The 23761-nt window shown below is 62.1% G+C and carries 21 protein-coding genes and 1 pseudogene; 14 read left to right on the top strand and 8 right to left on the bottom strand.

Features of this window, described 5'->3' with window-relative positions:
* Window positions 1-278, bottom strand: a pseudogene (locus HMPREF3104_RS12770) (succinyltransferase); the annotation flags it as partial.
* Between the two features lie 31 nt (window positions 279-309).
* Between HMPREF3104_RS12770 and dapE the strand changes: the two are divergent.
* The 7 genes from dapE to HMPREF3104_RS09020 all read left to right on the top strand — a co-directional run bounded on the left by dapE (window position 310) and on the right by HMPREF3104_RS09020 (window position 5257).
* Entirely contained in the window at window positions 310-1428 is a 1119-nt protein-coding gene (gene dapE / locus HMPREF3104_RS09050; protein WP_070495272.1) for a succinyl-diaminopimelate desuccinylase, read from the top strand.
* 13 nt (window positions 1429-1441) lie between these two features.
* Window positions 1442-2257 carry an LOG family protein gene (locus HMPREF3104_RS09045; RefSeq protein ID WP_070495270.1) on the top strand — a complete coding sequence of 272 codons (816 nt, stop codon included), beginning with the start codon at window positions 1442-1444 and terminating at the stop codon, window positions 2255-2257.
* Window positions 2258-2273: 16 nt separating this feature from the next.
* Window positions 2274-3086 (top strand): dihydropteroate synthase, encoded by an 813-nt coding sequence (gene folP, locus HMPREF3104_RS09040; RefSeq protein ID WP_070495268.1) that lies wholly within the window; start codon window positions 2274-2276, stop codon window positions 3084-3086.
* 8 nt (window positions 3087-3094) lie between these two features.
* A complete protein-coding gene (locus tag HMPREF3104_RS09035) occupies window positions 3095-3817 on the top strand; it encodes a glucosyl-3-phosphoglycerate synthase (protein WP_070495665.1) in 723 nt (240 codons plus the stop codon).
* Window positions 3818-3820: 3 nt separating this feature from the next.
* Entirely contained in the window at window positions 3821-4192 is a 372-nt protein-coding gene (locus tag HMPREF3104_RS12630; protein WP_070495267.1) for a hypothetical protein, read from the top strand.
* Complete coding sequence (locus tag HMPREF3104_RS09025; protein WP_070462057.1) at window positions 4164-4331, top strand: DUF3117 domain-containing protein; 168 nt, start codon at window positions 4164-4166, stop codon at window positions 4329-4331. Before HMPREF3104_RS12630 ends, HMPREF3104_RS09025 begins: the two co-directional genes overlap by 29 nt.
* Window positions 4332-4393: 62 nt before the next feature.
* On the top strand, window positions 4394-5257 hold the full coding sequence (locus HMPREF3104_RS09020) for a methyltransferase domain-containing protein (RefSeq protein ID WP_070495265.1): 864 nt from the start codon (window positions 4394-4396) through the stop codon (window positions 5255-5257).
* A 6-nt stretch (window positions 5258-5263) separates the two neighbouring features.
* Here the strand turns inward: HMPREF3104_RS09020 and HMPREF3104_RS09015 are convergent, their stop codons facing one another.
* Both HMPREF3104_RS09015 and glgA read right to left on the bottom strand, forming a co-directional pair.
* Window positions 5264-6682 carry a GH32 C-terminal domain-containing protein gene (locus HMPREF3104_RS09015; RefSeq protein ID WP_070495263.1) on the bottom strand — a complete coding sequence of 473 codons (1419 nt, stop codon included), beginning with the start codon at window positions 6680-6682 and terminating at the stop codon, window positions 5264-5266.
* 17 nt (window positions 6683-6699) lie between these two features.
* Window positions 6700-7860, bottom strand: coding sequence for a glycogen synthase (glgA, locus tag HMPREF3104_RS09010; RefSeq protein WP_141738194.1), 1161 nt, complete (start codon window positions 7858-7860; stop codon window positions 6700-6702).
* Window positions 7861-7950: 90 nt separating this feature from the next.
* On the opposite strand from glgA, the gene glgC reads away from it, so the two are divergent.
* Window positions 7951-9168, top strand: a complete 1218-nt coding sequence (glgC, locus tag HMPREF3104_RS09005; RefSeq protein ID WP_052204793.1) for a glucose-1-phosphate adenylyltransferase — start codon at window positions 7951-7953, stop codon at window positions 9166-9168.
* On the opposite strand, the gene HMPREF3104_RS09000 is transcribed toward glgC, so the two are convergent.
* Window positions 9165-9788, bottom strand: coding sequence for an O-methyltransferase (locus HMPREF3104_RS09000; protein ID WP_168156375.1), 624 nt, complete (start codon window positions 9786-9788; stop codon window positions 9165-9167). The two genes, glgC and HMPREF3104_RS09000, sit on opposite strands and share 4 nt — an antisense overlap.
* An 82-nt stretch (window positions 9789-9870) precedes the next feature.
* Between HMPREF3104_RS09000 and sigE the strand changes: the two genes are divergently transcribed.
* From sigE to HMPREF3104_RS08985, 3 genes are read left to right on the top strand one after another with little or no spacing between them, the layout of a single operon-like run.
* Entirely contained in the window at window positions 9871-10479 is a 609-nt protein-coding gene (gene sigE, locus HMPREF3104_RS08995) for an RNA polymerase sigma factor SigE (RefSeq protein ID WP_052204789.1), read from the top strand.
* Window positions 10476-10811: an anti-sigma factor gene (locus HMPREF3104_RS08990; protein WP_070495259.1), complete on the top strand. Its 336-nt coding sequence runs from the start codon at window positions 10476-10478 to the stop codon at window positions 10809-10811. Before sigE ends, HMPREF3104_RS08990 begins: the two co-directional genes overlap by 4 nt.
* On the top strand, window positions 10812-11180 hold the full coding sequence (locus HMPREF3104_RS08985; protein ID WP_070495258.1) for a twin-arginine translocase TatA/TatE family subunit: 369 nt from the start codon (window positions 10812-10814) through the stop codon (window positions 11178-11180).
* A gap of 24 nt (window positions 11181-11204) precedes the next feature.
* Here the strand turns inward: HMPREF3104_RS08985 and HMPREF3104_RS08980 are convergent, their stop codons facing one another.
* Complete coding sequence (locus HMPREF3104_RS08980) at window positions 11205-12341, bottom strand: Mrp/NBP35 family ATP-binding protein (protein ID WP_052204784.1); 1137 nt, start codon at window positions 12339-12341, stop codon at window positions 11205-11207.
* 56 nt (window positions 12342-12397) lie between these two features.
* Between HMPREF3104_RS08980 and HMPREF3104_RS08975 the strand changes: the two genes are divergently transcribed.
* Complete coding sequence (locus HMPREF3104_RS08975) at window positions 12398-12895, top strand: YflT domain-containing protein (RefSeq protein ID WP_052204783.1); 498 nt, start codon at window positions 12398-12400, stop codon at window positions 12893-12895.
* Between the two features lie 4 nt (window positions 12896-12899).
* Window positions 12900-13649 (top strand): hypothetical protein, encoded by a 750-nt coding sequence (locus HMPREF3104_RS08970; RefSeq protein WP_070495256.1) that lies wholly within the window; start codon window positions 12900-12902, stop codon window positions 13647-13649.
* An 82-nt stretch (window positions 13650-13731) separates the two neighbouring features.
* Here the strand turns inward: HMPREF3104_RS08970 and HMPREF3104_RS08965 are convergent, their stop codons facing one another.
* The 3 genes from HMPREF3104_RS08965 to HMPREF3104_RS08955 form a co-directional block, all read right to left on the bottom strand.
* The gene (locus tag HMPREF3104_RS08965; protein WP_070495254.1) at window positions 13732-17463 is read right to left on the bottom strand and encodes a multifunctional oxoglutarate decarboxylase/oxoglutarate dehydrogenase thiamine pyrophosphate-binding subunit/dihydrolipoyllysine-residue succinyltransferase subunit; all 3732 of its coding nucleotides are present in this window, start codon (window positions 17461-17463) and stop codon (window positions 13732-13734) included.
* A gap of 134 nt (window positions 17464-17597) precedes the next feature.
* On the bottom strand, window positions 17598-21125 hold the full coding sequence (locus HMPREF3104_RS08960; protein ID WP_371441055.1) for an ABC transporter ATP-binding protein: 3528 nt from the start codon (window positions 21123-21125) through the stop codon (window positions 17598-17600).
* A 67-nt stretch (window positions 21126-21192) separates the two neighbouring features.
* A complete protein-coding gene (locus HMPREF3104_RS08955; protein ID WP_070495250.1) occupies window positions 21193-22092 on the bottom strand; it encodes a hypothetical protein in 900 nt (299 codons plus the stop codon).
* 61 nt (window positions 22093-22153) lie between these two features.
* On the opposite strand from HMPREF3104_RS08955, the gene HMPREF3104_RS08950 reads away from it, so the two are divergent.
* Window positions 22154-23698: a carboxylesterase/lipase family protein gene (locus tag HMPREF3104_RS08950; RefSeq protein ID WP_070495248.1), complete on the top strand. Its 1545-nt coding sequence runs from the start codon at window positions 22154-22156 to the stop codon at window positions 23696-23698.
* Window positions 23699-23761: the final 63 nt, after the last annotated feature.

Raw genomic sequence — 23761 nt, 5'->3', positions numbered from 1 at the left:
TGGGAGAGCAGGTGGAGGCGCAGGTAGACGTCGTGGGCGTCGATGGGTGGGGCGGAGAGGTCTGCAATTTCGGTGCGGACGGGCACGAGTTCAACCAGTCGGTCGCGGTCCATGCCGATGAGGTTTAAGAAGCGGTCTGACAGTTCGCGTGCGGAGACGCGCCGGGTTGCGGTGGTGAGGTTTTCGCCGCCGAGTTGTGGGCTGGGGTACCAGGTGTCCAGCACCGTTCCGTCCATGGCGATGTTGGCAATTCCTATTCCGTGGGCTCCTTGCAGCATTGTTGCATCATAACCAAGTAGCATCGGCGCAATGGAGCTTTCGCTTATCGACGCCCCCGTGACCCTCACCACCGAACTCATCGACATCGAGTCGCCGTCGCACCATGAGGCCAAGATTGCCGACGTGATCGAAGCTGCGCTTCGCGGCCTTGAAGCTGGCAGTGCTGGCAGCGCTGGAAACGTCAGTGTTCAGCGGTTTGGCAACACACTTGTTGCGCGCACGCATTTTGCTAAGGCGCAGCGGGTGGTGCTTGCTGGCCATGTGGATACGGTGCCGCTTGCAGATAACACGCCGCACCATTTTGAGGACACCCCGCAAGGCCGTGTGTTGTTTGGCTGCGGCGCGGTGGATATGAAGTCTGGGTTGGCGTGTTACCTGTCGGCGTTTGCGGCGCTGGCGAATGACCCGGAAGCTGCCGCGTTTGATTTGACGTTTATTGCCTATGAGGGCGAGGAGGTGGCCACGAAGTACAACGGTCTGTACCACTTGGAGCGTGATCATCCGGAGTTGTTGGCGGGTGACATCGCGCTGCTAGGGGAGCCCTCGGGTGGGATCATCGAGGCCGGCTGCCAGGGCACGATCCGGGTGTTTGTGGACGCGCACGGGACTCGCGCGCACTCCGCGCGTGCGTGGCTGGGGGACAATGCCGCGCACAAGTTAGCTGGCGTGCTGGGCCGCATTGCTGCCTATGAGCCGCGCGACGTCACGATTGCGGGCTGCACGTACCGCGAAGGCCTCAACGTGGTGGGCATGGAAGGGTTCGTGGCCACGAATACGATTCCGGATTTTGCGCGGTTGACGGTGAATTTTCGGTATGCGCCGGATCGTGGCGTCGATAAGGCAAAGGCTCATCTGGAGGAAGTGCTGGACCTGGAGCCGGGCTTGGAGCTGATTTACGACGACGTGGCGCCCGCGGCCCTCCCCGGCCTCGACGACCCGGTGGCCGCCGAGTTGGTGCGTGCCGTTGGCGGCAATGTGCGGGCGAAATACGGATGGACGGACGTGGCGCGCTTCTCTAGTCTGGGGGTGCCTGCTGTCAACTTCGGGCCGGGAGATCCTGGATTTGCGCACAAGCGCGACGAGCAGTGCCCAGTTGACCAGATTGAGCATGTGTACGCGCAGCTCATGGACTACCTGACGGCAAAATAGGAGGCGAGTTTTCATGGCACCCCACATCACTCCGCGTCGGCCAGAACGTGACCGTAAGCTGCGTGGCCCACTGATGCTGCGCAGCGAACAGCAGCAGGAAACGACGTATGACCAGCGCTTGCTGGAGTCCCTGGGCCACATGGATCACGATTGGAAGCATGCGGACCCGTGGCGCGTGATGCGTATTCAGTCCGAGTTTGTGGCGGGGTTTGATGCGCTGTCGGAGATGCCGAAGGCCGTAACCGTGTTTGGCTCGGCGCGTCTGGGGGAGGGAACCCCGGAATACGAGCTGGCGCGTGAGGTTGGCAAGGCGCTGACGGAGGCGGGCTACGCCGTGATCACCGGCGGCGGGCCGGGTTTGATGGAGGGGCCGAACCGCGGCGCGCACGAGGCGGGTGGCATTTCGGTGGGCCTGGGCATTGAGCTGCCGCACGAGCAGGGCTTGAACGACTGGGTGGATCTGGGCCTGAACTTCCGCTACTTCTTTGCGCGTAAAACGATGTTTTTGAAGTACTCGCAGGCGTTTATCTCCCTGCCGGGTGGTTTTGGCACGATGGATGAGGTCTTTGAGGTGCTGTGCATGGTGCAGACCGGCAAGGTGACCAACTTCCCGATCGTGTTGATGGGCACGGAGTTCTGGTCGGGCCTGGTCACGTGGCTGCGTGAGCAGCTCTTGGGCCGCGGGCTGATTTCGCCTGGCGACGATGAGCTGTTCATTGTCACCGACTCCGTCGAGGAAGCAATCGAACACATTGTGTCCGCGCATCGCGTGATGACGGATGAGCGTCTCACCGGTTGCGAATCTATCGCTGACTCCATTGTTGAGTAGGCCGTTGGCCCAGGTGATGGCCATTGTGAACCGTACCCCGGACTCGTTTTATGACCAGGGTGCGACGTTTGCGATTGACGCGGCCGTTGCGCGGGCGTCTGAGGCAGTGGCGGATGGGGCGAGCATTATCGACGTTGGCGGGGTCAAAGCCGGCCCCGGCGACGAGGTGGACGCCGCAGAGGAAATTGAGCGCATCGTGCCGGTGATCGCCGCGGTGCGCGCCGCACACCCGGATGTGGTGATCAGTGCGGACACGTGGCGCGCGGACGTCGCCCAAGCGGCGGTAGACGCAGGCGCGAACCTGATCAATGACACGTGGGCGGGCTTTGACCCGCAGCTGGTGGAGGTCGCAGGCGCAAACGGTGTGGGGTACGTGTGCTCACACACGGGTGGCGCGGTGCCGCGCACGCGCCCGCACCGCGTGCGTTACGACGACGTAGTGGCCGACGTCATCGCCGAAACCACCGCGCTTGCCGAGCGCGCGGTGTCTTTAGGGGCGCGGGAAGACCTGGTGTTCATTGACCCGACGCATGATTTTGGCAAGAACACCTTCCACGGCCTTGAGCTTTTGCGGCGCGTGGACGAACTAGTGGCTACCGGCTGGCCGGTGCTGATGGCGCTGTCCAATAAGGACTTCGTGGGTGAGACGGTGGATCGTCCGGTGGGGGAGCGCGTGGCCGGCACCTTGGCGGCGACAGCGTGGGCGGCGGCGCACGGTGTGGCGGCGTTTCGTGTGCACGAGGTCCGCGAAACCGTCGACGTGATCCGCATGACCGCCGCCATCGCCGGCGAGGCGCCACCGCTCAACACCGTCCGGGGGTTGGCGTGATTGGAAACCTGACCGTCAGCGTGGTTATCCCGGCGCTCAACGAGGAGGCCACGGTGGCACACGTTGCACAGGCGTGTTTGGCGTCGTGCGCCGATGAGGTCCTCGTGATCGATTCTGACTCCACTGACAACACCGCCGCGGAGGCTGCGCGGGTGGGGGCGCGTGTGGTGGGTTGGCGTGGCGTCGATAAGCAAGAGCCCTGGCCTGGCAAGGGGGAGGCGCTGTGGCGCGGGGTGAAAGCCGCGCGCGGGGACGTGGTGGTGTTTGTGGATGCGGACGTGACCAACGTGGAGCCCCGGTGGGTGGACACACTGGCCGCCCCCTTTGCAGACCCCGCAATTCACCTGGTCAACGCCACCTACGAGCGGCTCGGCGCCGGCGGGCGCGTAACCGAGCTGACCGCCAAACCGCTGCTGCGCACCTACTTCCCGCAGCTCGCCAGCCTTGACCAGCCGCTGGCGGGCGAATACGCCATCCGCAGAGAAACCGCCCTTCAGGTGCCGTTTGTTGCAGGATATGGGGTAGAGATCGGGTTGCTTATCGACGTTTACGCCACCCACCCCAACGCCATCACCCAAGTCAACCTGGGGAAGCGCACCCACCGCAATCGCCCGCTATCCGAGCTTGGACCCATGGCGGACGTTGTCACACGTACCGTCCTGTCACGCGCCGGCGTGCTGCCGGAAGGGGCCGCGCCGCTTAAGCAGCGACCGCCGTGGAATAAGATGTAGCCCATGCTTTCGTGGATCCTGCTGATTCTGGCTCTGGCCGTCTTCGCGCTGATGGGCATGTGGCTGTTCTCCGCCGTGTTTGGGCGCGGCGAGGTGCTGCCGCCCATGGAGGACACCGCTGACGTGAAAGACGCCAACCGGACCGCCGTTGAAGAGGGCCGTTTTGACGACATCCAGCTGGAAGTTGTCCACCGCGGATACCGCATGGACCAGGTCGATGCGCTGCTTGCCCAGCTGACGGGTACCGAGCTGGCTATGGAGCCCGCAACAGCGCTGGCCCCCGAAGATGCGCCGGAGCGCGTACAATTGGGCGAAGAACTTCTAGTAAGCGAAGGAGAGCCTACCCATGGCAGCAATGAAACCGCGCACCGGTAACGGTCCGATGGAAGCAGTGGAAGAAAGCCGCAAGATTGTAATGCGTATCCCGTCCGACGGCGGTGGCCGTTTGGTTGTGGAGATGAGCAAGGAAGAGGCTGCCGAACTTGGGCAGCTGCTGCTTGACGCATCGAAGTAGCGCGATTATTCCCCTTCGCCCCGCCCCGCGGGGCGTTTTTTATTGTGCGGTAGGATGCACGCATGCTGAAAGACATCGTTGACGTGCTGGCTGACCCGGTGGATCGCACCCCACTGCGCGTGGAGGATGGCGGCGCCCGGTTGGTGTCGGAGTCCGGGCATTCGTATGACGTGGCTCGTCAAGGCTATGTCACGCTTGCTGGCGGCAAGGGCCTCAACCATGAGGGTGACTCGCTGGAGATGGTGCAGTCGCGTGAGGCGTTTTTGTCGCAGGGGTACTTCGCGCCGTTTGTGGAGGCCGTGACCGAGGCCGTGGAGCAGGTGCTGGGAGTCAGCGCTGCTGGCGTTGAGGAGCCGGTGATCCTAGAGGTCGGTGCCGGTACCGGTTACTACCTGGCGCACACGCTGGACACCGTTGAGGGGGCGCGTGGCGTGGGTCTGGACATTTCTGTGCCGGCCGCGAAGCACTTGGCTAAGTCGCACCCGCGAGTGGGTGCGGTGGTTGCGGATGTGTGGGAGGGCCTCCCGCTTCACGACGCCTCCGTGCACGCCCTGACCGTCGTCTTCGCGCCCCGCAACCCGGCGGAGTTTGCGCGCGTGCTTGTAGACGGCGGCGAGGCCGTCATCCTCACCGCCCACCAAGGCCACCTGGATGAGCTGCGTGAGCCGCTGGGTATTTTGGGCGTTGAAGGCGGCAAGCTGGAGCGCATGCTTGAGCAGGCGGAAGGCCACCTGGAGTTGGTGGGTGAGCCGCAGCTCATTGAGTTCCCGATGGAGTTGGAGCGCGCCGCGATCGCCGCCCAGGTGGGCATGAGCCCGTCGGCACGCCACCTGGATAAGGAAACGCTTGCAAGCCGTGTTGCGGCGCTGCCGGAGACGTTGCGGGTCACCGCGAAGGCGAACCTGGTTCACCTGCGCAAAATGTAGGCGGGACTAGAGCAGCGAGCTGTGTCCGCGACGCCACTCGGAGTAGATCTCCGCGTTGCCGTTTGCGCGCACCCGGATGCCGCTGGAGCCGTTTTCGGGCCAGAAGCGTGAGCTCATGGCCACGCTGCCGCCACCGGCGTAGACCTCAAGCGTGGAGCCGTCGACGATGACGGTGATGTTGTCCTCGTCATCGTCGTGAAGCGGGGCGGTCTTCGGATCCCCGTCGAAACGATCAAGCTCGATGTGCTCGCCGGTGTGGCGGATGCGGGCGGCGGGTTCGCCGTTGCCGTCGATAATCTCAACGACAACCTCGGAACCTGCGGGGATGTCGCACAGGCCGGTCCACAACAGGGCACGCTGTGCCTCATCAACCGCGTCCGGAAGCCCCGGCGCCGGCACCTGGTAGAGGTGGCCGTGCTGCAGCGTGATGCGCCTTGGCAGGGTCAGTGCGTTGGCCCAGCCTTCCGTCTCCCAGTTGGGCTCAGCGGTGGGGTCCCCGCTGCGGCCCGAGTTGGTCATAAACCCGTAGATGTAGGCGCGCTCGTACAGCTTGAACTCGTCTTCGGTGGCGCGCGGGTAGTTGGTGTTGCGCGGGCGTGTGAAGTCATGGCCAAAGTCGAAGCGCTGGCTTGGGGTGACCACATGAAACTGGTTGCCCTCCAAACGCCCGATGATGTAGCTGGCGATGTCCTTGCCGTCCACTTCGGTGGTGATGAACAGCACGTCATAAATGTTGCCGTCCACTTCGTCACGCAGGCGCACCAGACGCGGGGCGACCAGGGAGCCGTCCATTTCAAACCCAGCATCACCGACGAACTCCAGCGGGCCGATGAACTGCCAGGCGCGCCCGTCGTCGGAGCTCAGCACCACCGGCTGCGGGTTGTCGGAGGGGCCGGTGACAGCGAGCATGAGCCAGCCTTCGTGGCCTGCGTCACGGTCGCTTAAGCGGCTCCAGCCAGGGATGACGCACGGGGAGCGGAAGTTGGAAAACTCGTCGGTGCTTTCCACCACCTTGCCTAGGCGTTGGACGGCGGTGGAGACCTCCACCGTGTCGTCCTCAAGATCGCTGCACAGCGCGTCAACGTCATCAATGCGGGCCACCTGGACGGTGCTGCCGGCATCGGTGCGGGAGGTGAAGTAGATGTCAATGCCGTCGTCTTCCACATCGCCGCCGACAACGGCGCCTGCGCGCAGGTGGCGCTCCCCACCGGCGGGGACGATCGCGTCGTTGCACTCGTACCAGCTAAACGGGTCGCCTTCGCTTGCGCTGTGGCCCCAGCGGCTCTGGCCGTCCGGGGTTGGGCGGTACTGGTAGAACATGTGCCACACGTGTTCATTTTTCGCGCCGAGGCGGATAACACCAGCGGGTCCTTCGAGGATGCCTTCCTCGGCGGTGAGGTGCAGTTCGGGTCTAAACGTAGTCATCAGCGGGCAGGTTCCTCTTAGATCAGCTTCTTGTAAATATCAACGGTTTGTTGCGCAATGGTGGCCCAGGAAAAATCGGCCACCGCGCGTTCGCGGCCAGCCTGGCCCATGCGTGCGGCAGTGTCCGCGTCCGCAACAACGGCGTTCACGGCCTCGGCCAGGTTGCGCTCGAAGGTTTCGGGATCCGATTCGTCGTAGTCCACCAGCGTGCCGGTCACGCCGTCCACAACAACCTCGGGGATACCACCCACGCGTGAGGCCACCACAGCGGTGCCGCACGCCATCGCCTCAAGGTTGACAATGCCCAGCGGCTCATAGATAGAGGGGCAGACAAACACGTCAGATGCGGCGTAGACCTCGCGGATCTTATCGGCCGGCAGCATCTCTTCCACCCAGAACACACCGTCGCGCTCAGCGCGCAGCTTGTCCACAAGACCCTGAGTTTCGGCTGCGATCTCCGGCGTATCGGGTGCACCGGCGCAGAGGATGAGCTGCACGGAAGCGTCGAAAAGCTGGGCTGCCTTGAGCAAATGGGGGACACCCTTTTGGCGGGTGATGCGGCCAACAAACGACACGATGGGGCGCGTCGGGTCAACCCCGAGCTCCTCGGTGATGGTGCCCTTGGTGGGGTACCACAGCTCAGTGTCAATGCCGTTGAGCACCACATGCACCTTGTCCGGGTCAATGCTGGGGTAGGCGCGCAAAATGTTGTCTTTCATGCCGGAAGACACGGCGATGACAGCATCCGCGTTCTCCATGGCGTTTTTCTCGCTCCAGGAAGACACGTTGTAGCCGCCGCCGAGCTGCTCACGCTTCCACGGGCGGTCCGGCTCCAAAGAGTGGGCGGTGGCCACGTGAGGAATGTCATACATCAGCCCGGTCAGATGGCCACCCAGGCCCGCGTACCAGGTGTGGGAGTGGACCACATCAAGGTTGTTCGCGCTGTGCGCCATGCGCAGGCCGGTGGACAGCGTTTTCAACGCACCGTTGGCGTCTTCCAGCGCCGGATCGACGCCGTGGACGTACACATTTGCCTCGTCCCGCGGCGCGCCCATGCAGTGCACATCCACGTCCACACCGTCGATGCCTCGCATGAAGCGCGTGAGCTCTGTGACGTGGACGCCGGCACCGCCGTAGATTTCCGGCGGATACTCTTTTGTCATCATTCCCACTCTCATGTCCGCCACCCTAGTGACGTTTCGCAAACTGTGTCAGGAAGCTTGCTAGTTGTGCTGCGAGCGGGCCATGTTTTCCCTAGTCTTAGACATATGAAGAGCCAGCCACGTGTCCTTGCAATTGTCCTTGCGGGCGGCGAGGGGAAGCGTCTTTTTCCCTTGACCGCGGACCGCGCGAAACCCGCTGTCCCGTTTGGCGGTAATTACCGCTTGATTGATTTCGTTTTGTCCAACTTGGTGAATGCGGGCTATATGCGTATTGCCGTGTTGACGCAGTACAAGTCGCACTCCCTGGACCGTCACGTGGCTACGGCGTGGAATGTGTCGGGCCCGACGTCGCAGTACATTGCGTCGGTGCCGGCGCAGCAGCGTCGCGGTAAGCGTTGGTACAACGGCTCGGCGGATGCGATTTTGCAGTCGCTGAACCTGATTTATGACGATAAGCCGGACTACGTCCTAGTCTTCGGTGCGGATCACGTCTACCGCATGGATCCCTCGCAGATGGTGGAAGATCACATTGCTTCGGGCAAGGACGCTACGGTTGCGGGTATCCGCGTGCCGCGTGAGGAGGCCACGGCCTTTGGCTGCATCCAGTCTGAAGAGGACGGCACGATTACGGAGTTTTTGGAAAAGCCCGCCAACCCGCCGGGTACCCCGGATGATCCGGATATGACCTATGCGTCCATGGGCAACTACTGCTTCTCTACGGAGGCGTTGATCAAAGCCCTGCTTGAAGACGAGCAGGATGAAGACTCTGACCACGACATGGGTGGCAACATCATCCCGTACTTCGTGTCCAAGGGTCAGGCCAACGTGTATGACTTCTCCTCGAACGATGTGCCGGGCGCGACAGATCGTGACAAGGGCTACTGGCGTGACGTAGGCACCATCGACTCGTTCTACGAGGCGCACATGGATCTGATTTCCTCGCACCCGGTGTTCAACCTGTACAACAGCGCGTGGCCGATTCACTCCACGGAGGACGGCAACCTGCCGCCGGCGAAGTTCGTGCTGGGCGGTATTGCGCAGGAGTCCATTGTGGCCTCCGGCTCGATTGTGTCGGGGGCGACGGTGCGCAACTCCGTACTGTCCACGGACGTGCGTGTGGAGGAAGGCGCCACCGTGGAGGGCTCCGTGCTGCTGCCGGGTGTGCGAATTGGCAAGGGTGCCGTGGTGCGCCACTGCATTTTGGATAAGAACGTCTACGTCTCTGACGGTGAGATCATCGGCGTGGACGCGGAGCGCGACCGCCAGCGCTACACCGTCTCTGACGGCGGCGTTGTGGTGGTTGGCAAAAACGAAGTGGTTTAGCGCTTCGTAATTAAGGTGAGCCCGCCGTCGAGCGGCAGGCGGGCCACCAGCGCGCCGTGGTCGGCGGCGAGCGTTTCCACGTAGTCGTCGGCGGTGCGTGCGGCGTCGGTGTCGCGGTCGCGGCGGGAGGGGTCGGCCAACGTGCCGTCTAGAAGCGAATCAGCGACAACGATCATCCCGCCCTGGCTGAGCAGCGGCCAGGCAAGCTCAAGCACTGCCTGCAGCTCGCGCGGTGCAACATCCAGGTAGATCAACTGGTAGGCCTGTGCGGCCAGGCGGCCCATGACATCCAGCGGGCGCGCGGTGAGGAAGCGAGTGCGCGACGCGCCGTGTCCGGCAAGCTTGAACGCGTCCTTCGCGCCGGCCTGCAGCGCCGCATCCGGCTCAATGCAGGTCAGCGTGGCCTTCTCCGGCAGGCCCGCCAGTAGGTGCAGGCCAACCACACCCGCAGCCGGGGTTACGGCCACCGCACCCTGGGTGCCGGTCGTGCCAGCCAAGGTTTGCAGCAAGGAGCCCACGACTATCGACGGCGCACGCAACCCATTTTCATCCGCCTCTACATGGGCGCGATGCAGCGCATCGGGTGCCTCGGCGAGACGGTCGGTGATGTAAGAGGTCATCTGGGTAAACGCTGTTGCAGTCACGATTTGAAGCATAGTTGGTTGGCCACGCCGTGGTGGCCATAGTGGTAATATCTCGGTGATGAATGCGCCAGAGACGCAAGACACAGCGGAAATGCTCAGCGGCACCGCGGCCTTTGATGCCGGGACGGGCGAAATGCCGACATGGGGTGAGTTGGTGCGCGAGCACGCGGACAGCGTGTATCGCCTGGCGTATCGCTTAACGGGTGACAAGCACGACGCGGAGGATCTGACGCAGGAAACCTTTATGCGCGTGTTTCGTAACGTGTCCAAGTATCAGCCCGGCACGTTTGAAGGCTGGTTGCACCGCATCACCACGAACCTGTTTATGGACATGGTGCGTCACCGCGCGAAGATCCGCATGGAGGCCCTGCCTGAGGACTATGAGCGCGTGCCTGCGGTCACCATGACCCCGGATGAGGCGTACAACGCGTCTGTGCTGGACCCGGCGTTGCAGGCGGCGTTGGATGAGCTGAGCCCGGATTTCAAGGTTGCTGTGGTGTTGTGTGACGTGGTGGGGATGAGCTACGAGGAAATCGCAGACACCCTGGGTGTGAAGATGGGCACGGTGCGCTCGCGTATTCACCGCGGGCGGACCCAGCTGCGTCAGTCTTTGGAGCAGCAGGCGGAGGTGGACGCCGCGGCGAAGGAGTTGATCCGTTCGCGATGACTAGGCGGTTTTCTTCCACGGAGCATTTAGGCCCTGAGGCGGTTGCGGCGTTTGTAGACGGGGAGTTGTCGGCTTGCGCCACCCGTCGCGCCCAGGACCACATTGTGCAGTGCCAGGAGTGTCATGAGGAGGTGGTGGCGCAGCGTGGGGCGTCTCAACGCATGCGCTTTTTGCGTACCGACGAGCACGTGAAAGCCCCCACCTCCCTCATCGAGAAGCTTGCCAACATGTGTGATGACGACGAACTGCATGACGGGACGGAAGCCAAGCGCAGCCCGCGCGAGAAGCTTGCTGACGCGCTGCAACGCTTCCGTCAGGGTAGAGTGACATAGGTGTTTTCCAGTTTCGGTTGGGGAGAGTTCCTCTTCGTCATGATCATCGGCCTGATTGTGATCGGGCCGGAACGCCTCCCCAGCGTGATTGAAGACGTACGTGCGGCCATCTACGCCGCACGCAAAGGCATCGCGAATGCCAAAAAAGAACTCAACGGCGAACTTGAGGGCTTCGGGGAGTTCAAAGAGTTCAAAGAACCGCTGGACACCGTGACCAAGTATGCGGCGATGGGGCCGCGCCGAGCGATGACCAGTTTCCTGTTCGAAAGCGACGAAGACGAGCAGCCGCAGGCACCCGCCCAGCCCCCGCAGCAACAAGCGCAGGCACCGAAGCGCGAGGCGGGGTTCAACTGGGAAGACGTGCTGTAGACAGCACGTCAGCACCTACGGCGATTACTTCACCTGGGGGTTGAGGCTTTTGCCAGCCAGGGAGTCGCGGCGTACCTTCAGCTTGCTTGCAATCTCATGAATTGCCTTGGCGGCGGGGGAGTCCGGCTCGGAGATGACTACCGGGTTGCCGTCGTCACCGTGCTGGCGAAGCTTCGGATCCAAAGGAACAGAGCCCAAAAGCTCCACTGCAGAATCCGTCAGCTGCGTCAGGCGCTCGGCTACGTGCTGGCCGCCGCCTTCGCCGAAGATGTTGATCACGGAGCCGTCGTCAAGCAGAAGCCCCGACATGTTCTCCACAACACCCGCGATCTTCTGATCGGTCTGCTGGGCGATGGTGCCGGCGCGCTCCGCAACCTCGGCTGCTGCAGCCTGCGGGGTGGTCACAATGATCAGCTCCGCATTCGGCACGAGCTGCGCAACGGTAATTGCAACATCGCCAGTTCCCGGCGGCAGATCCATAAAGAGCACATCCAGATCGCCCCAGTAGACGTCGCCTAAGAACTGCTGGATAGCGCGGGTAAGCATCGGGCCGCGCCACACAACCGGCGCATTGCCCTCCACAAACTGACCGATGGAAATGTGGCGCACGCCGTGAGTAATCGGCGGCATCAACATCTCATCCACCACCGTCGGGGTCTGGCCCACCGAGCCCATAAGGCCTGGGATGGAGTGGCCGTAAATATCCGCATCCACAATGCCCACGCTCAACCCCTGCTGCGCAAGGGCGGTGGCCAGATTCACCGTCATGGAGCTTTTACCCACGCCACCCTTGCCGGAGGCGACCGCGAACACGCGGGTGCGCGAATTCGGGTCAGCAAACGGGATAGCCGGGCCAGTCTGCTCACCGCGCAGCTTGGTCGCTAGCTCGCGGCGCTGCTCGTCGCTCATCGTGTCCATAGACACGCTCACGTTGCCCACACCCTCAAGCTCTTCAAGCACGGCGCGGGTGTTGCGCTCAATCGTGTCGCGCATTGGGCAACCAGCAATAGTCAGGTAAATGACTACCGACACGTCATTGCCGGTGATGTCAATGGATTTGACCATGCCAAGCTCAGTGATCGGCTTGCCAATTTCCGGGTCGTCCACACGCGAAAGCGCTTCAGTAACAAGTGCAGTGGTGATCGAATTCGTTGTAGCCATGGTGACAAGCAAGTATAGGCGTTTGCCCGGGGACTATAGTAAGCAGCGTGACTTCCATGACTCAGCCCCCATTCAGCGGGCGCGACCCGCGGCAAGTACCCTCCGGCTGGCCCGTAGGCAGCTTCCAAACCTACGCCGAAGCTCAAGCCGCCGTAGACAGCCTGGCGGACCGCAACTTCCCAGTGCAGAAGCTCACCATCGTGGGTGTGGATCTCATGCAGGTGGAAAGCATCACCGGCAAACTCACCTGGGGCCGCATCCTCGGTGGCGGCGCGCTGTCAGGCATGTGGATGGGTGTATTCATCGGCCTGATTCTGTCCCTGTTTACACAGACTGGCACCGGCTGGGCAATCATCCTGTGGTCCCTGCTCATCGGCGCCATCTTTGGCCTGGTGTTCGCGGCAATCGCGTACGCCTTTACTGGCGGGAAGCGTGATTTTTCGTCTGCAACCACCATCGTCGCCGGCCACTACGACGTGCTGTGCGACCCGGACGCCGCAACCCAAGCACGCGACATGATCGCCTCCCCGAATCAGCCCGGCCCGACGCAGTAACCGTATGGGCAAGGCAGGCGTAAAACGTGTAATTGCGGCAGCGACGGTGGTTGCCGCGGCGCTGGGCACCTCAGGGTGTGCGTCCACGCAGGGGCTGAAAGAGCTGCGGTCCATCTGGACCAAGCAAGGAACCCCGGTGGCTATCGGTATTAACCCGCACTCATCAGAGCAAGTGGTGTTAGGGGAGATCTATAGCCAGATCTTTGACGCGATGGGCTACGCGGCTGGCGTATCCAGCTTGAGCGCCAGTGAGACACAAGACGCGCTGACCCTGCTTCGGAACCAGCCTGTAGATCTTGTGATCACATGCACCGGCACCCTGCTTGAGTCGCAAGATCCCAACAAGGCTGAAGAACTCAAGGCAAGCGACCTCAGCGGGCCTGAGCTTTCGGACGCCACCTACGACGCCATGGTGGCCACCTTCCCCTTCAACATGAGCACGGTAAATCCGTCGCCGGCAGAAGGCTGCGCGCCGGTGGAGGAGATGCCAGGGGAGGCGCCGGAGGACGCATTGGAGGGGGAGGCGCCTGTGGAGGAGCCTCGGGGATTGCCGCAAAACATCGTGCCGGTGTTCCTAGACGGCAAGTTTGACCACGGAACGATCACACGCATCAACTTCATCACTCGTGTGATGGCTACCGATGAGATTCAGGAGATCGCCGCCGAGGTGGATAACGGTGCCCCTGTGGGTCAGGCGGTGTCTGCGTGGATCGCGGAGTACGCAGGCATCATGGGCGCTGTCCCAGTGGAGTAAAGCGCACAGCGCACAACACCTAGCGCAAGGCAAAGGCCCCCACACACTGTGCGGGGGCCTTTCGCTTATCTAATGGGGGCGGTTATTTGGCAAACGCCTCGTCGATAAGCTGCTGCTCTTCCTGCTGGTGGATCTTGCCCACACCGGTTGCAGTGGTGGACTGCGCGCGGCGGGAGACGCGAACCATCTCAGGCATATCCGGGATCAGGTTGCGCAGGTGCTCGTTGTAGAACGGCCACGGACCCTGGTTAGCCGGCTCATCCTGCACGAAGCGGATCTCCTTGGCGTTCGGGTAGTTCGCAAACGCGTCCTTGAGGCGGTTGAACGGGATCGGGTGCAGCATTTCAAGGCGGATGATCGCAACGTCATCACGACCGTCCTTCTCCTTGCGCTTAGCAAGCTCGTAGTAGATCTTGCCGGAGCACAGCAGAATGGTGGTGACCTTGTCTGTGTCGGCGATCTTCTTGTTGCCGCGCTCCACAAACGTTGGATCATCAATCACGGACTGGAAGCGGTTGACCTCGGTGAAGTCCGCAGGCTGGGACACAGCTGCCTTGTTGCGCAGCATGGACTTCGGCGTGAATACCACCAGCGGACGCTTCATCTCGCCGAGTGCCTGGCGGCGCAGCAGGTGGAAGTGGTTCGCCGGAGTAGACGGCTGTGCAATGGTCATGGAGCCCTCAGCAACCAGCTGCAGGTAGCGCTCGATGCGTGCGGAGGAGTGGTCCGGACCCTGGCCCTCGTAGCCGTGCGGCAGGAGCATGATCAGGCTGGACAGCTCACCCCACTTGGTCTCGCCGGAAGAGATGTACTCATCAATGATGGTCTGTGCGCCGTTGGCAAAGTCACCGAACTGTGCTTCCCACGCCACCACAGCGTCGTGGTCAGCGATGGTGTAGCCGTACTCAAAGCCAAGGCCTGCAAACTCGGTCAGTGCGGAGTTGTACACCTCGAAGCGGCCACCGTTGCCGGCCTCAACGGCCGCGTGGTCGATCGGGTTGAACGCTTCGCCGTTCTCCGGGTTGTACAGCACTGCGTGGCGCTGGGTGAAGGTACCGCGCTGGCTGTCCTCACCGGCGAGGCGGACAAAGCGGCCTTCCTTGGCCAGGGAACCGAAGGCGAGGAGTTCGCCCCAGCCCCAGTCAATGTCACCGTTTTCGAAGGAGCCGCCACGGTTCTTCAGCACGTTCTTCAGGCGCTTGTTCGGCGTGAAGTCCTCCGGCAGGTCAGCGTAGGTATCGGCCAGCTTCTTGAAGGTCTCTTCCGTGATGCTGGTGTCCAGACCACGGGTGAGCTCCTGAGAATCCGTAATACCGGTCTGCTCGCTCGGTGCACCCTCGGAAGCCTTCACATCAGAGAACACAGCGTCGAGCTGATCGTGGAAGTCCTGTGCCGCAATCTCCGCTTCTTCCTGGGAGATGTCGCCGCGGCCAATGAGGTCATTGGTGTAGCGGGTACGCACGGACGGGTGGGAGTCAATGCGGTCGTACATGACCGGCTGGGTCACCGTCGGGTCATCAGCCTCGTTGTGGCCGCGCAGGCGGTAGCAGATCAGGTCAATGAAGACGTCCTTGCCAAACTCGCGGCGGTACTCGGTTGCCAGCTGGGCAACCCATGCGGCTGCCTCCGGGTCGTCACCATTGACGTGGAAGACCGGGCAGTCGAAGCCCTTGGCCAGGTCGGTGGCGTAGTAGGAGGAACGGCCGGAGTCCGGGGTGGTGGTGAAGCCGATCTGGTTGTTCACAATCACATGCACCGTGCCGCCGACGGAGTAGCCCGGCAGGCGAGACAGGTTCAGGGTCTCCTGGACCACGCCCAGACCAGCGAAGGATGCGTCACCGTGGAGCATGATCGGCATGACCGGGAAGTCCTCGCGGCCTTCCTCAGCCTTGAGCAGGTCGGTCTTGGCGCGTGCCATACCCACCAGCACCGGATCCACAGCCTCAAGGTGGGACGGGTTAGCGGCCAGGGAGACCTTGATCTCACCGTCGCCGAACATCTGGATGTGCTCGCCCTCAAAGCCCAAGTGGTACTTCACGTCACCGGAGCCACCCTGCTGAGCAGCCTTGAAGTTGCCCTCGAACTCGTTGAAGATCGTCGCAACCGGCTTGCCAACAATGTTGAACAGCACGTTCAGGCGGCCACGGTGCGGCATGCCAATGACAACCTCGTCCAGGCCTTGGCCGGCGGCGGTGTCAATCGCAGCGTCCATAAGCGGGATCAGGGTCTCCGCACCCTCAAGGGAGAAGCGCTTCTGGCCCAGGTACTTGGTCTGCAGGAAGTTCTCAAAAGCCTCAGCGGCGTTGAGCTTCTGCAGGATGTACTTCTGCTCCGCGTTGGTCGGCTTCGGCATGCCAGCCTCCATGCGGTCACGCAGCCACTCACGCTCATCACGGTCCATCACGTGTGCGTACTCAGCGCCAACGTGCAGCGTGTAGGCGGCGCGCAGACGAGAGAGCACCTCGCGCAGCGTCATGCGCTCCTTGCCGCCGAAACCACCCACGTGGAAGGTGCGGTCCAGATCCCACAGGGTCAGGCCGTGGGACTCCAGCAGCAGGTCGCGGGAATCCGGCTTCGGCAGGCCCGGCTGGTGCCAGCGCAGCGGGTTGGTGTCCGCGATCAGGTGGCCACGAGAGCGGTATGCCTCGATGAGCTGCATGACGCGGGTGTCCTTGTTAATGCCGGTATCCGGCAGGTCCTGTGCCCAGCGCAGCGGGGAGTAGGGGATTTCGAGGGATTCGAAGATTTCGTCCCAAAACTTATCGTCAATAAGCAGCTGCGAAATGTCACGCAGGAACTCACCGGACTCTGCACCCTGGATGACGCGGTGGTCATAGGTGGAGGTCAGGGTGACCAGCTTGCCCACGCCAAGCTCAGCCAGGCGGTCCTCGGAGGCGCCTGCGAACTCTGCCGGGTAATCCATCGCACCAACGCCAACGATGGTGCCCTGGCCCTTGGTCAGACGCGGGATGGAGTGGCGGGTACCAATGCCGCCCGGGTTGGTCAGCTGAATGGTCACGCCGGAGAAGTCATCCATGGTCAGCTTGCCCACGCGGGCGCGGTCCACGATGTCCTCGTATGCGTCGACGAACTGGTTAAAGGAGAGCTTCTCGCACTCCTTGATGGCTGCAACCACCAGGTTGCGGGAGCCGTCCTTGCCCGGCAGGTCAATAGCCAGACCCAGGTTGATGTGCTCCGGCTGTACCGCGAAGGACTTCTTCTCTTCCTCGCGGTAGTTCTTGTTCATGTCCGGGTGCAGCTTGGTTGCCTGGACGATGGCGTAACCAATGATGTGGGTAAAGGAGATCTTGCCGCCGCGGGTCCGCTTCAGGTGATCGTTGACCAGGGCGCGGTTTTCAAACATGAGCTTGACCGGCATGTCACGCACGGTGGTCGCCGTGGGAACCTCAAGCGACTCGTTCATGTTCTTCGCAATAGCGCGGAATGCGCCCTTGAGCTGGGTCTCGCCCGGCTCAACCTTGATCTCCGGGATGCGATCCAGTGGGGACTTCTTCGGCTTCGGCAGAACCGTCTGCGGCTTCTTGGTCTGCGCTGCGGCCTGGTCAACCTTGGTCTCACGACCGTCCTGGCTAGGTGCCGCCGTGGAGCGCGCCACCTTGGAATCCGTCTTCGGCTGCGAGGAGCCCTTTGCGGACGGGGTGACGTTGGCGGTGCCCTTTGCAGTCTTCGGAGCGCCCTGCTTTTCAAATAGCTCACGCCACTCCGCATCGACGGAGTTTGGATCCTCCTGGAACTGCTGGAACATCTCGTCAACCAGCCAGCTGTTCTGGCCGAATGTGTTTTCGCTGCTCACGGCAGGTGTTCGCCTTCCTTCAGTGGTGTCAAGTTTGTCTAATTTAGCGACTTCACAACGATGTTAGTGAAATCAGTCACGCTTCGACATCGCCTATAACAATTCTTGCAGGTGTGCCGCCGGAACTACCCCCATTATCGGTGTGCCTCCCACATGCGTGCATACCGGCCTCCCATAGCGAGTAATTCAGCGTGGCTGCCGTCTTCCACAATACGTCCCGAATCAATAAAAACGATACGGTCCGCCCGCGCGGCGGTGGCAAGCCGGTGCGCCACAATAACGGCAGTTCGCCCAACGGTGGCTTGGCTTGATGCGTTGAGCACGGCGCGTTCGGTCGCAGGATCCAACGTGGCTGTTGCTTCATCCAGCAGCATCGCGTCTGGCTGCAGCAGCTCGGCGCGCGCAAGTGCGATGATTTGTCGTTGGCCAGAGCTTAAACGCCTGCCGCGATCACCCACGCGCGCGTTGAAGCCGCCTGGGATGGATGCGATGACGTCTAGCGCACCAATGCGCTCAACTGCTGCCTCGATGTCTGCGTCAGTGGCCTGCGGCATTCCGTAGGCAATGTTGCTGGCAACCGTGCCTGCAAACAGGTAGGACTCCTGCGGCACCTGCGCCAGGCTGCGACGCCACTGGGGAAGCGGGAATTCACGAATATCCACACCGGAGGCACGCACAGAACCTTCGACAGGATCGTAGAAGCGCGCTAGGAGTTTGACCACAGTGGATTTGCCCGCGCCGGTCGGGCCGACCAGTGCCACGTTTTCGCCCGGGCGCAGTGCCAGGGTCATATTCGCAATGGTGGGGGTGGTGGCGCTTTGGTAGGTAAACGTGGCGTCGGCAAGCAAAAGCTCCCCACGTACAGCCTGACGGGCATCGGGTGAGGTGCCGGTATCGGGCACGTCGGTGCGCTCGCGCAAAAGTTGGGTGATGCGCTCGAAGCTGACGGTGGCTTGCTGCCAGGAATCAAAAATCTGGCCAAGCTGCTGAATCGGCCCGTAGAGCTGGCCGAGATACATGGTGAAGGCTACCAGCACGCCGATGCTGAGCGTGCCATCTGCCACCCGTTGGGCACCGATGCCTATCACCAGTGCCGTCATGATTTGGCTAATGGCCTGCATGGCGGGGAAATACAGGCCCATGGCGGTAATAGAGCGCATGCGCAGGCGGCGGTAGTGATCGGATTCGGCGGCGAAGGCGGCTTCTGCACGCGCCTCGCCGCGGTGCATCTGGGTGACACGAATGCCGCCGATTAGCTCAGCAAATTGCCCGTTGACCAGGCTGACCTGGGTGCGCGCGGCGCGGTAGAAGCGCTTGGAATAGTGCCGGAACACTAAGGTGGCAAGCACGATCACGGGCACCGCCAGCATGGCAATCAAAGTCAGCGCGCCGTCGGTGGACACCAGCATGACGGACACACCGATCAGTGAGCCGACGGCCACAATCGCCTGGGCAAGACCCGTCTGCAAAAACGAGGACAGCGTGTCAATGTCCGTGGTCATGCGCGTGATGATCTTGCCGGACAGCCGTGATTCGAAATAGCTCAAACCCAGCCGCTGCAGATGCGCGTAACTGCGCAGCCGAAGCCCGTAGAGCAGGCGTTCGCCAGCGCGCGAGGACAGCACCGTCATCGCTACCTCCGCAGCCCAGGCGATCAGCACCACGCCCAGGCCAAGCGCGCCTACCTGCAGCAAAAATTCTCGGTTGCCTTGCTCGATGCCGCCGTCAATCGCCGCGCGGGTCAGCGTTGGAAACGCCAGATCCGCCGCCACACCAACCACCAGCAGCGCAACGGTTGCCACAATCAGCCAGCGCACCGCAGAAAACAGGTTGCGCACACGGAACTCGCCTTCCGGCAGTTGCAGTTGTGGCATCTCCGTCGCCTCTGGCAGTTGCGCCACTCGCTCCATCAGCTCCTCGGTGGCGGAGGCAGGCGCAGCATCCTGCGCTACCTCGGGCCACAAGGTTTCCGCAGAGGGCTTTTGCTTATCCACGCCTACGTGATCCCCACCAGCGCCCATCAACGCCTGGTAGGCCTCGGTGTGTACCACCTTATCGCGAGGACCGTCCATGATCACGTGGCCGTGATCCATGACAATCACGCGGTCTGCGTGATCCACCGTGGACTGGCGGTGCGCCACCGCGATCACGGTCACCCCGTGAAGGTGGCTTCGAAGATTCGCCAGGATTTTGGCTTCGTTGATGGCATCGATGGCGGATGTGGCGTCGTCAAGCAAGAGCACCTTTGGGCGGGCGAGCAGCGCACGGGCGAGTGCTATGCGCTGACGCTGGCCACCGGAGAGGGTCAGCCCGCGCTCACCGACCTCAGTCTGATAGCCCTCGGGCAGGCGCTCAATGAACTCATCAGCAAGCGCTAGGCGCGCTGCCTGCTCCACCTCAGCCTGTGAAGCTTCCGGGTTGCCCAGCGCAATGTTGTCGTAGACAGAGGTGGAAAACAGGAAGGCCTCATCAAACACACACGTGACTTTGGTGCGATCAGTGGGGAAGACCGTACCGTGGTCAGGCGTGTAGAAACCGCCGCCAAGCTGCAAAGCCATGGTCTTGCCCGAGCCAGGCGGGCCAACGATAGCCACCTGCTCGCCGGGATTGACGTGCAGCGTGAAGTCATCTAGCACCTGGTTGCCATTGAGTGCAAAATCCACGTGGTCGAAGCGGATGCCCGAGCTGGCCTGTGTCTGCTGTGTTGCGGGGGTTTCTGGCGCTTCGGGTGCTTCTGGTGCGAGTTCGAGGACGTCTTCAAGCCTCGCAACCGAACTCATCCCCATGTGAATGCGCACATACTGGCTTGTCAGCGCGGAAAGCTGCGTGGTCATCGCCGTGAGGTAGGCGGTAAAAGCCACAAACGTGCCGACGGTGATGTCACCGCGAAGCGCACTCATGCCGCCAATCACAATCGTGATCACCAGCGCCACCTTGGGCAGCTGCGCCAACAGCGGCTGGAACCGTGCAGTGAGCTTCGCGGTGCGCATCTTCACTGCGTAGAGCTCTTTGCCCAACGCATCCAGCGCATCAATCTCGCGCTGCTCCTGGCCAAAAGCCTGCACCACGCGAACGCCAGAAACCGTCTCCTCAACCTGCTGCGTGAGATCCGCGGCCTTCTGCTGGTTCACCCAGGTTGCGGCGTACAGCAGACGGCGTGAACGGTTCGCTTCCCAAATCATCAGCGGCAGCAGTGCCAGTGCCATCAGCGACAGTGAGACGTCCATGGCAAACATCACCACAAGCGTGGCCACCAGCTGCAACGCTCGCGTAAACAGCATGGGGGAACTGCCCAACACCATGTGGAACTGGCCCAAGTCTGTAATTGAGCGCGACACCACCTGGCCCGCAACAATGCGGTCCTGACCAGGGCCGTCTAAGCGGTGCAAGGTGCGAAGCAGTTGTACGCGCATCCAGTGCTGGCTATTGGACGCCAAACGCCCCGAGGTAAACCTTCGGATGAAGTTCACAGCAAACGTGGCAAGGGCAATGGCCACCATGGCCCAGGCGACCTTGTGGATATCGCCTGCCGTGTTGCCTGCGGCGATGTCGATCGCACGACCCGTCAGCGCCGGTACCGCTGTTTGAAACACTGCCGAAAACACCGCAGCGGAAAACGCCACAATGGCAGGACCCCGGTTGGCGGACAGCGCACGCAACAGCGCGCGCCTGGCGCTGGGCGGGCTGGATGGTTTGGGCTGAGGTGAAGACAAAATCTACTTGGTCTATCTACTCGGTCTCGGCTTCCGGATTCTTCTTGGTGTTTTTAAACAGATTGAGAATCCACGCAGCAAAGTTGCGGGGATCCATGCTCATCTTCGCTTCTGCAGCGTCCGCTTTCTCCGGCAGTGGTTCTGCAAACGCTACGGGGGTGGCCCCCAAGGCGCCGACGGCGTTGTCCACCACGGCGTTAGCAAGCTTGCGGTTGGCAGCCCTGCCGGCAAGCGCGCCAAGGCCCAGTGGCAACAGTTTGCCAATCCAGCCACGAAGCAGCTTGCGACGCATAGAACGCAGTGCAAACCAGGTCAGCATGCTGTTGGCTTCCTTCAGCGTTGGCCCGGAGAACTTGTTCAGCGTGTTTTTGCTCAGCGGCTTGTCACTGTCAGAGCCCAGAATGGTATCCACAATGGCCACGCCCTTCGCGCCGGTCAGCGTGGTCAAGACCACCGCGCGGCGACGCTCCGGATCGGAGATATCCGTGCCTCGCAGGTACGCCGAGGCAACGGTGTAAAACGCAGCGAGATCTAAAAACAGCACAGACTCGCCGGCAATGGCAGCTGCGCCCGTAACAAAACCAACGCCAGGAATCGCCGCTGCAAGGCCCGCGCCAGCGCCGGTTGTGGCAACCGTGGTACGGAACTGCTTCGTCATCAGCTCCTGAATCTCATCTGGCGTTGCGTCTGGGTTTTGGCGACGCAGCCAATTCACGTACGCGCGGATCGTGCCCGTCTGCAGGTTCACTGCCGCATCCACAGAACGGATAAAGGCTTTGCCTAACGGTCCAGCGTCCTCAATCAGGCGATTGGGATCCTCTGACTCAATTTCCTTGATCAAGGCCTTCGTCTCACGTTCGGAGATTGCTGTGCCTTCTGCGTTGTTGTTCTTTTTGTTTCGTTTAGTCCCCAGCATTCGGTGACCTCCTTTTTGTTCTCGAAACAGTCTACGGGTGTGCAGCGCTACGCTGGCGGGCATGGATGGAGAGCAAAGCCTAGAGGTGCCCACTTCGGCGGGCGTCATCCGCGGCTTTATCCACCCCCGAACTGGCGTGCGCACCTGGCGCGGTGTGCCCTATGGCGGACCGACCGGTGGAGAGAACCGTTTCCGGGCGCCACAGATGGTCACCCCCTGGGAAGGCGTGCGTGAGACCACCCGTTTTGCCCCGCCCGCACTCCAGGGCTCCTTTGGGTGGAAAGACCACGTTGTTGGCACCGAGGACTGCCTGACGCTCGACATCGTCCGACCGGACACTGATGAAGAGCTTCCCGTGGTGGTCTACTTCCACGGCGGTACCTTTGTTACCGGCGCAAGCCATGAAAAAGTCCTGCGCGGCCACCTGCTGGCGAAAGCCACCAACGTTGTCTACGTGTCAGTGAACTTCCGTCTCGGCGTGCTGGGGTACCTGGACTTCCGCTCCGTAGGCTCGGACTGTGAGGCCAACCCGGCGATCCATGATCAGATTTTGTCCCTGGCATGGGTGCGCGACAACATTGCCAACTTCGGCGGCAACCCTGAGCGGGTGACCATCATGGGCGAATCCGCTGGCGGCGCCGCAGTCCTACACCTCATGTGCGCACCAGCCGCGCGCGGTATGTTCCATGCAGCTGTTGCCCAAAGCCCGCCCGCAGCCGGTGTGCATTCTCGCCCCCAGGCCGAAATGTGGGTGCATGAGCTTATCGACGGCATGGGGATGTCCCGCCTGTCCACCCTCGAAGACCTGCGCAAAGCAGATGCAGCAGACCTGGTAAGAACCGGCCAATCCATGCTGTTCAACGGCAAAGAGCTCGTGCAATTTAACACCGCGTTCATGCCAACCGTGGACGGGATAACCCTCAAGGCGCACCCCATCGACGTTTTCGATATGGGCAAGCAAGCCGCAGTGCCACTGATCATTGGCACGAACGCCGATGAAGCCAGCTTTGCCAAAACCATGTACCAAACCATCAAGCAACGCCAACGAGCGGCGCGCCGGGCGTTGAGCGTGTATGACCCGGACAATGCCACCCAGGTCATGCGGGTGTACGGCGATGTGGTGGGCAGACGTGATTTTGCTGAGCTGATTGCAGACGCCGTGTTTTGGGCCCCGTCCGTGTTGGTGGCTACCGCGCACCGGCAGGTGGCGGACACGTGGATGTATCGCTTTGACTACGCCTCTGAGGCGATGCGCAGAATTGGGCTCGGTGCGGTGCACACCTCCGATTTGGCGCCGGTGTTTGGTGATCCGCATGCCACCCGCGCGTCCAAGATTGACCGCTTTGCGCCCGTTGAGGATTTCCAGGCCGTGAGCCGCATGATGCAGTACCACTGGGGCGAGTTCTTCCACCACGGGCGACCGGGGGAGGAGTGGCCGGAGTACGGGTTCCGTGATGAGGATGTGCCGGGGCGTGCCACGGCCATATTTGACCGCGAGTTTTCGGTGCTGTTTGACCCGAAGGCCAGGCAGCGTCGTGCGTGGGAGGGCTTTGATATGCGTGAGTGGGGCATTGGGCGTGCGGAGCTGGTGGAAGACGACGAGTAGGCGCCAAACAAACAGTGCGAATTCATCAGCGCCGTTTCGTTTTCGTGGCTAGGCTGGGGCGGG

Origin of the sequence: Corynebacterium sp. HMSC30G07 (genome assembly GCF_001806945.1) — a bacterium.
In the GTDB taxonomy this organism is placed as follows: Bacteria; Actinomycetota; Actinomycetes; order Mycobacteriales; family Mycobacteriaceae; genus Corynebacterium; species Corynebacterium riegelii.
This window is presented reverse-complemented; position numbering and strand designations above follow the sequence as displayed.

Coding starts and splice junctions, on each gene's coding strand:
- dapE (WP_070495272.1), top strand. CDS start 310: ATGGAGCTTTCGCTTATCGACGCCCCCGTGACCCTCACCACCGAACTC.
- HMPREF3104_RS09045 (WP_070495270.1), top strand. CDS start 1,442: ATGGCACCCCACATCACTCCGCGTCGGCCAGAACGTGACCGTAAGCTG.
- folP (WP_070495268.1), top strand. CDS start 2,274: ATGGCCATTGTGAACCGTACCCCGGACTCGTTTTATGACCAGGGTGCG.
- HMPREF3104_RS12630 (WP_070495267.1), top strand. CDS start 3,821: ATGCTTTCGTGGATCCTGCTGATTCTGGCTCTGGCCGTCTTCGCGCTG.
- HMPREF3104_RS09025 (WP_070462057.1), top strand. CDS start 4,164: ATGGCAGCAATGAAACCGCGCACCGGTAACGGTCCGATGGAAGCAGTG.
- HMPREF3104_RS09020 (WP_070495265.1), top strand. CDS start 4,394: ATGCTGAAAGACATCGTTGACGTGCTGGCTGACCCGGTGGATCGCACC.
- HMPREF3104_RS09015 (WP_070495263.1), bottom strand. CDS start 6,682: ATGACTACGTTTAGACCCGAACTGCACCTCACCGCCGAGGAAGGCATC.
- glgA (WP_141738194.1), bottom strand. CDS start 7,860: ATGAGAGTGGGAATGATGACAAAAGAGTATCCGCCGGAAATCTACGGC.
- glgC (WP_052204793.1), top strand. CDS start 7,951: ATGAAGAGCCAGCCACGTGTCCTTGCAATTGTCCTTGCGGGCGGCGAG.
- HMPREF3104_RS09000 (WP_168156375.1), bottom strand. CDS start 9,788: ATGACCTCTTACATCACCGACCGTCTCGCCGAGGCACCCGATGCGCTG.
- sigE (WP_052204789.1), top strand. CDS start 9,871: ATGAATGCGCCAGAGACGCAAGACACAGCGGAAATGCTCAGCGGCACC.
- HMPREF3104_RS08990 (WP_070495259.1), top strand. CDS start 10,476: ATGACTAGGCGGTTTTCTTCCACGGAGCATTTAGGCCCTGAGGCGGTT.
- HMPREF3104_RS08980 (WP_052204784.1), bottom strand. CDS start 12,341: ATGGCTACAACGAATTCGATCACCACTGCACTTGTTACTGAAGCGCTT.
- HMPREF3104_RS08975 (WP_052204783.1), top strand. CDS start 12,398: ATGACTCAGCCCCCATTCAGCGGGCGCGACCCGCGGCAAGTACCCTCC.
- HMPREF3104_RS08970 (WP_070495256.1), top strand. CDS start 12,900: ATGGGCAAGGCAGGCGTAAAACGTGTAATTGCGGCAGCGACGGTGGTT.
- HMPREF3104_RS08955 (WP_070495250.1), bottom strand. CDS start 22,092: ATGCTGGGGACTAAACGAAACAAAAAGAACAACAACGCAGAAGGCACA.
- HMPREF3104_RS08950 (WP_070495248.1), top strand. CDS start 22,154: ATGGATGGAGAGCAAAGCCTAGAGGTGCCCACTTCGGCGGGCGTCATC.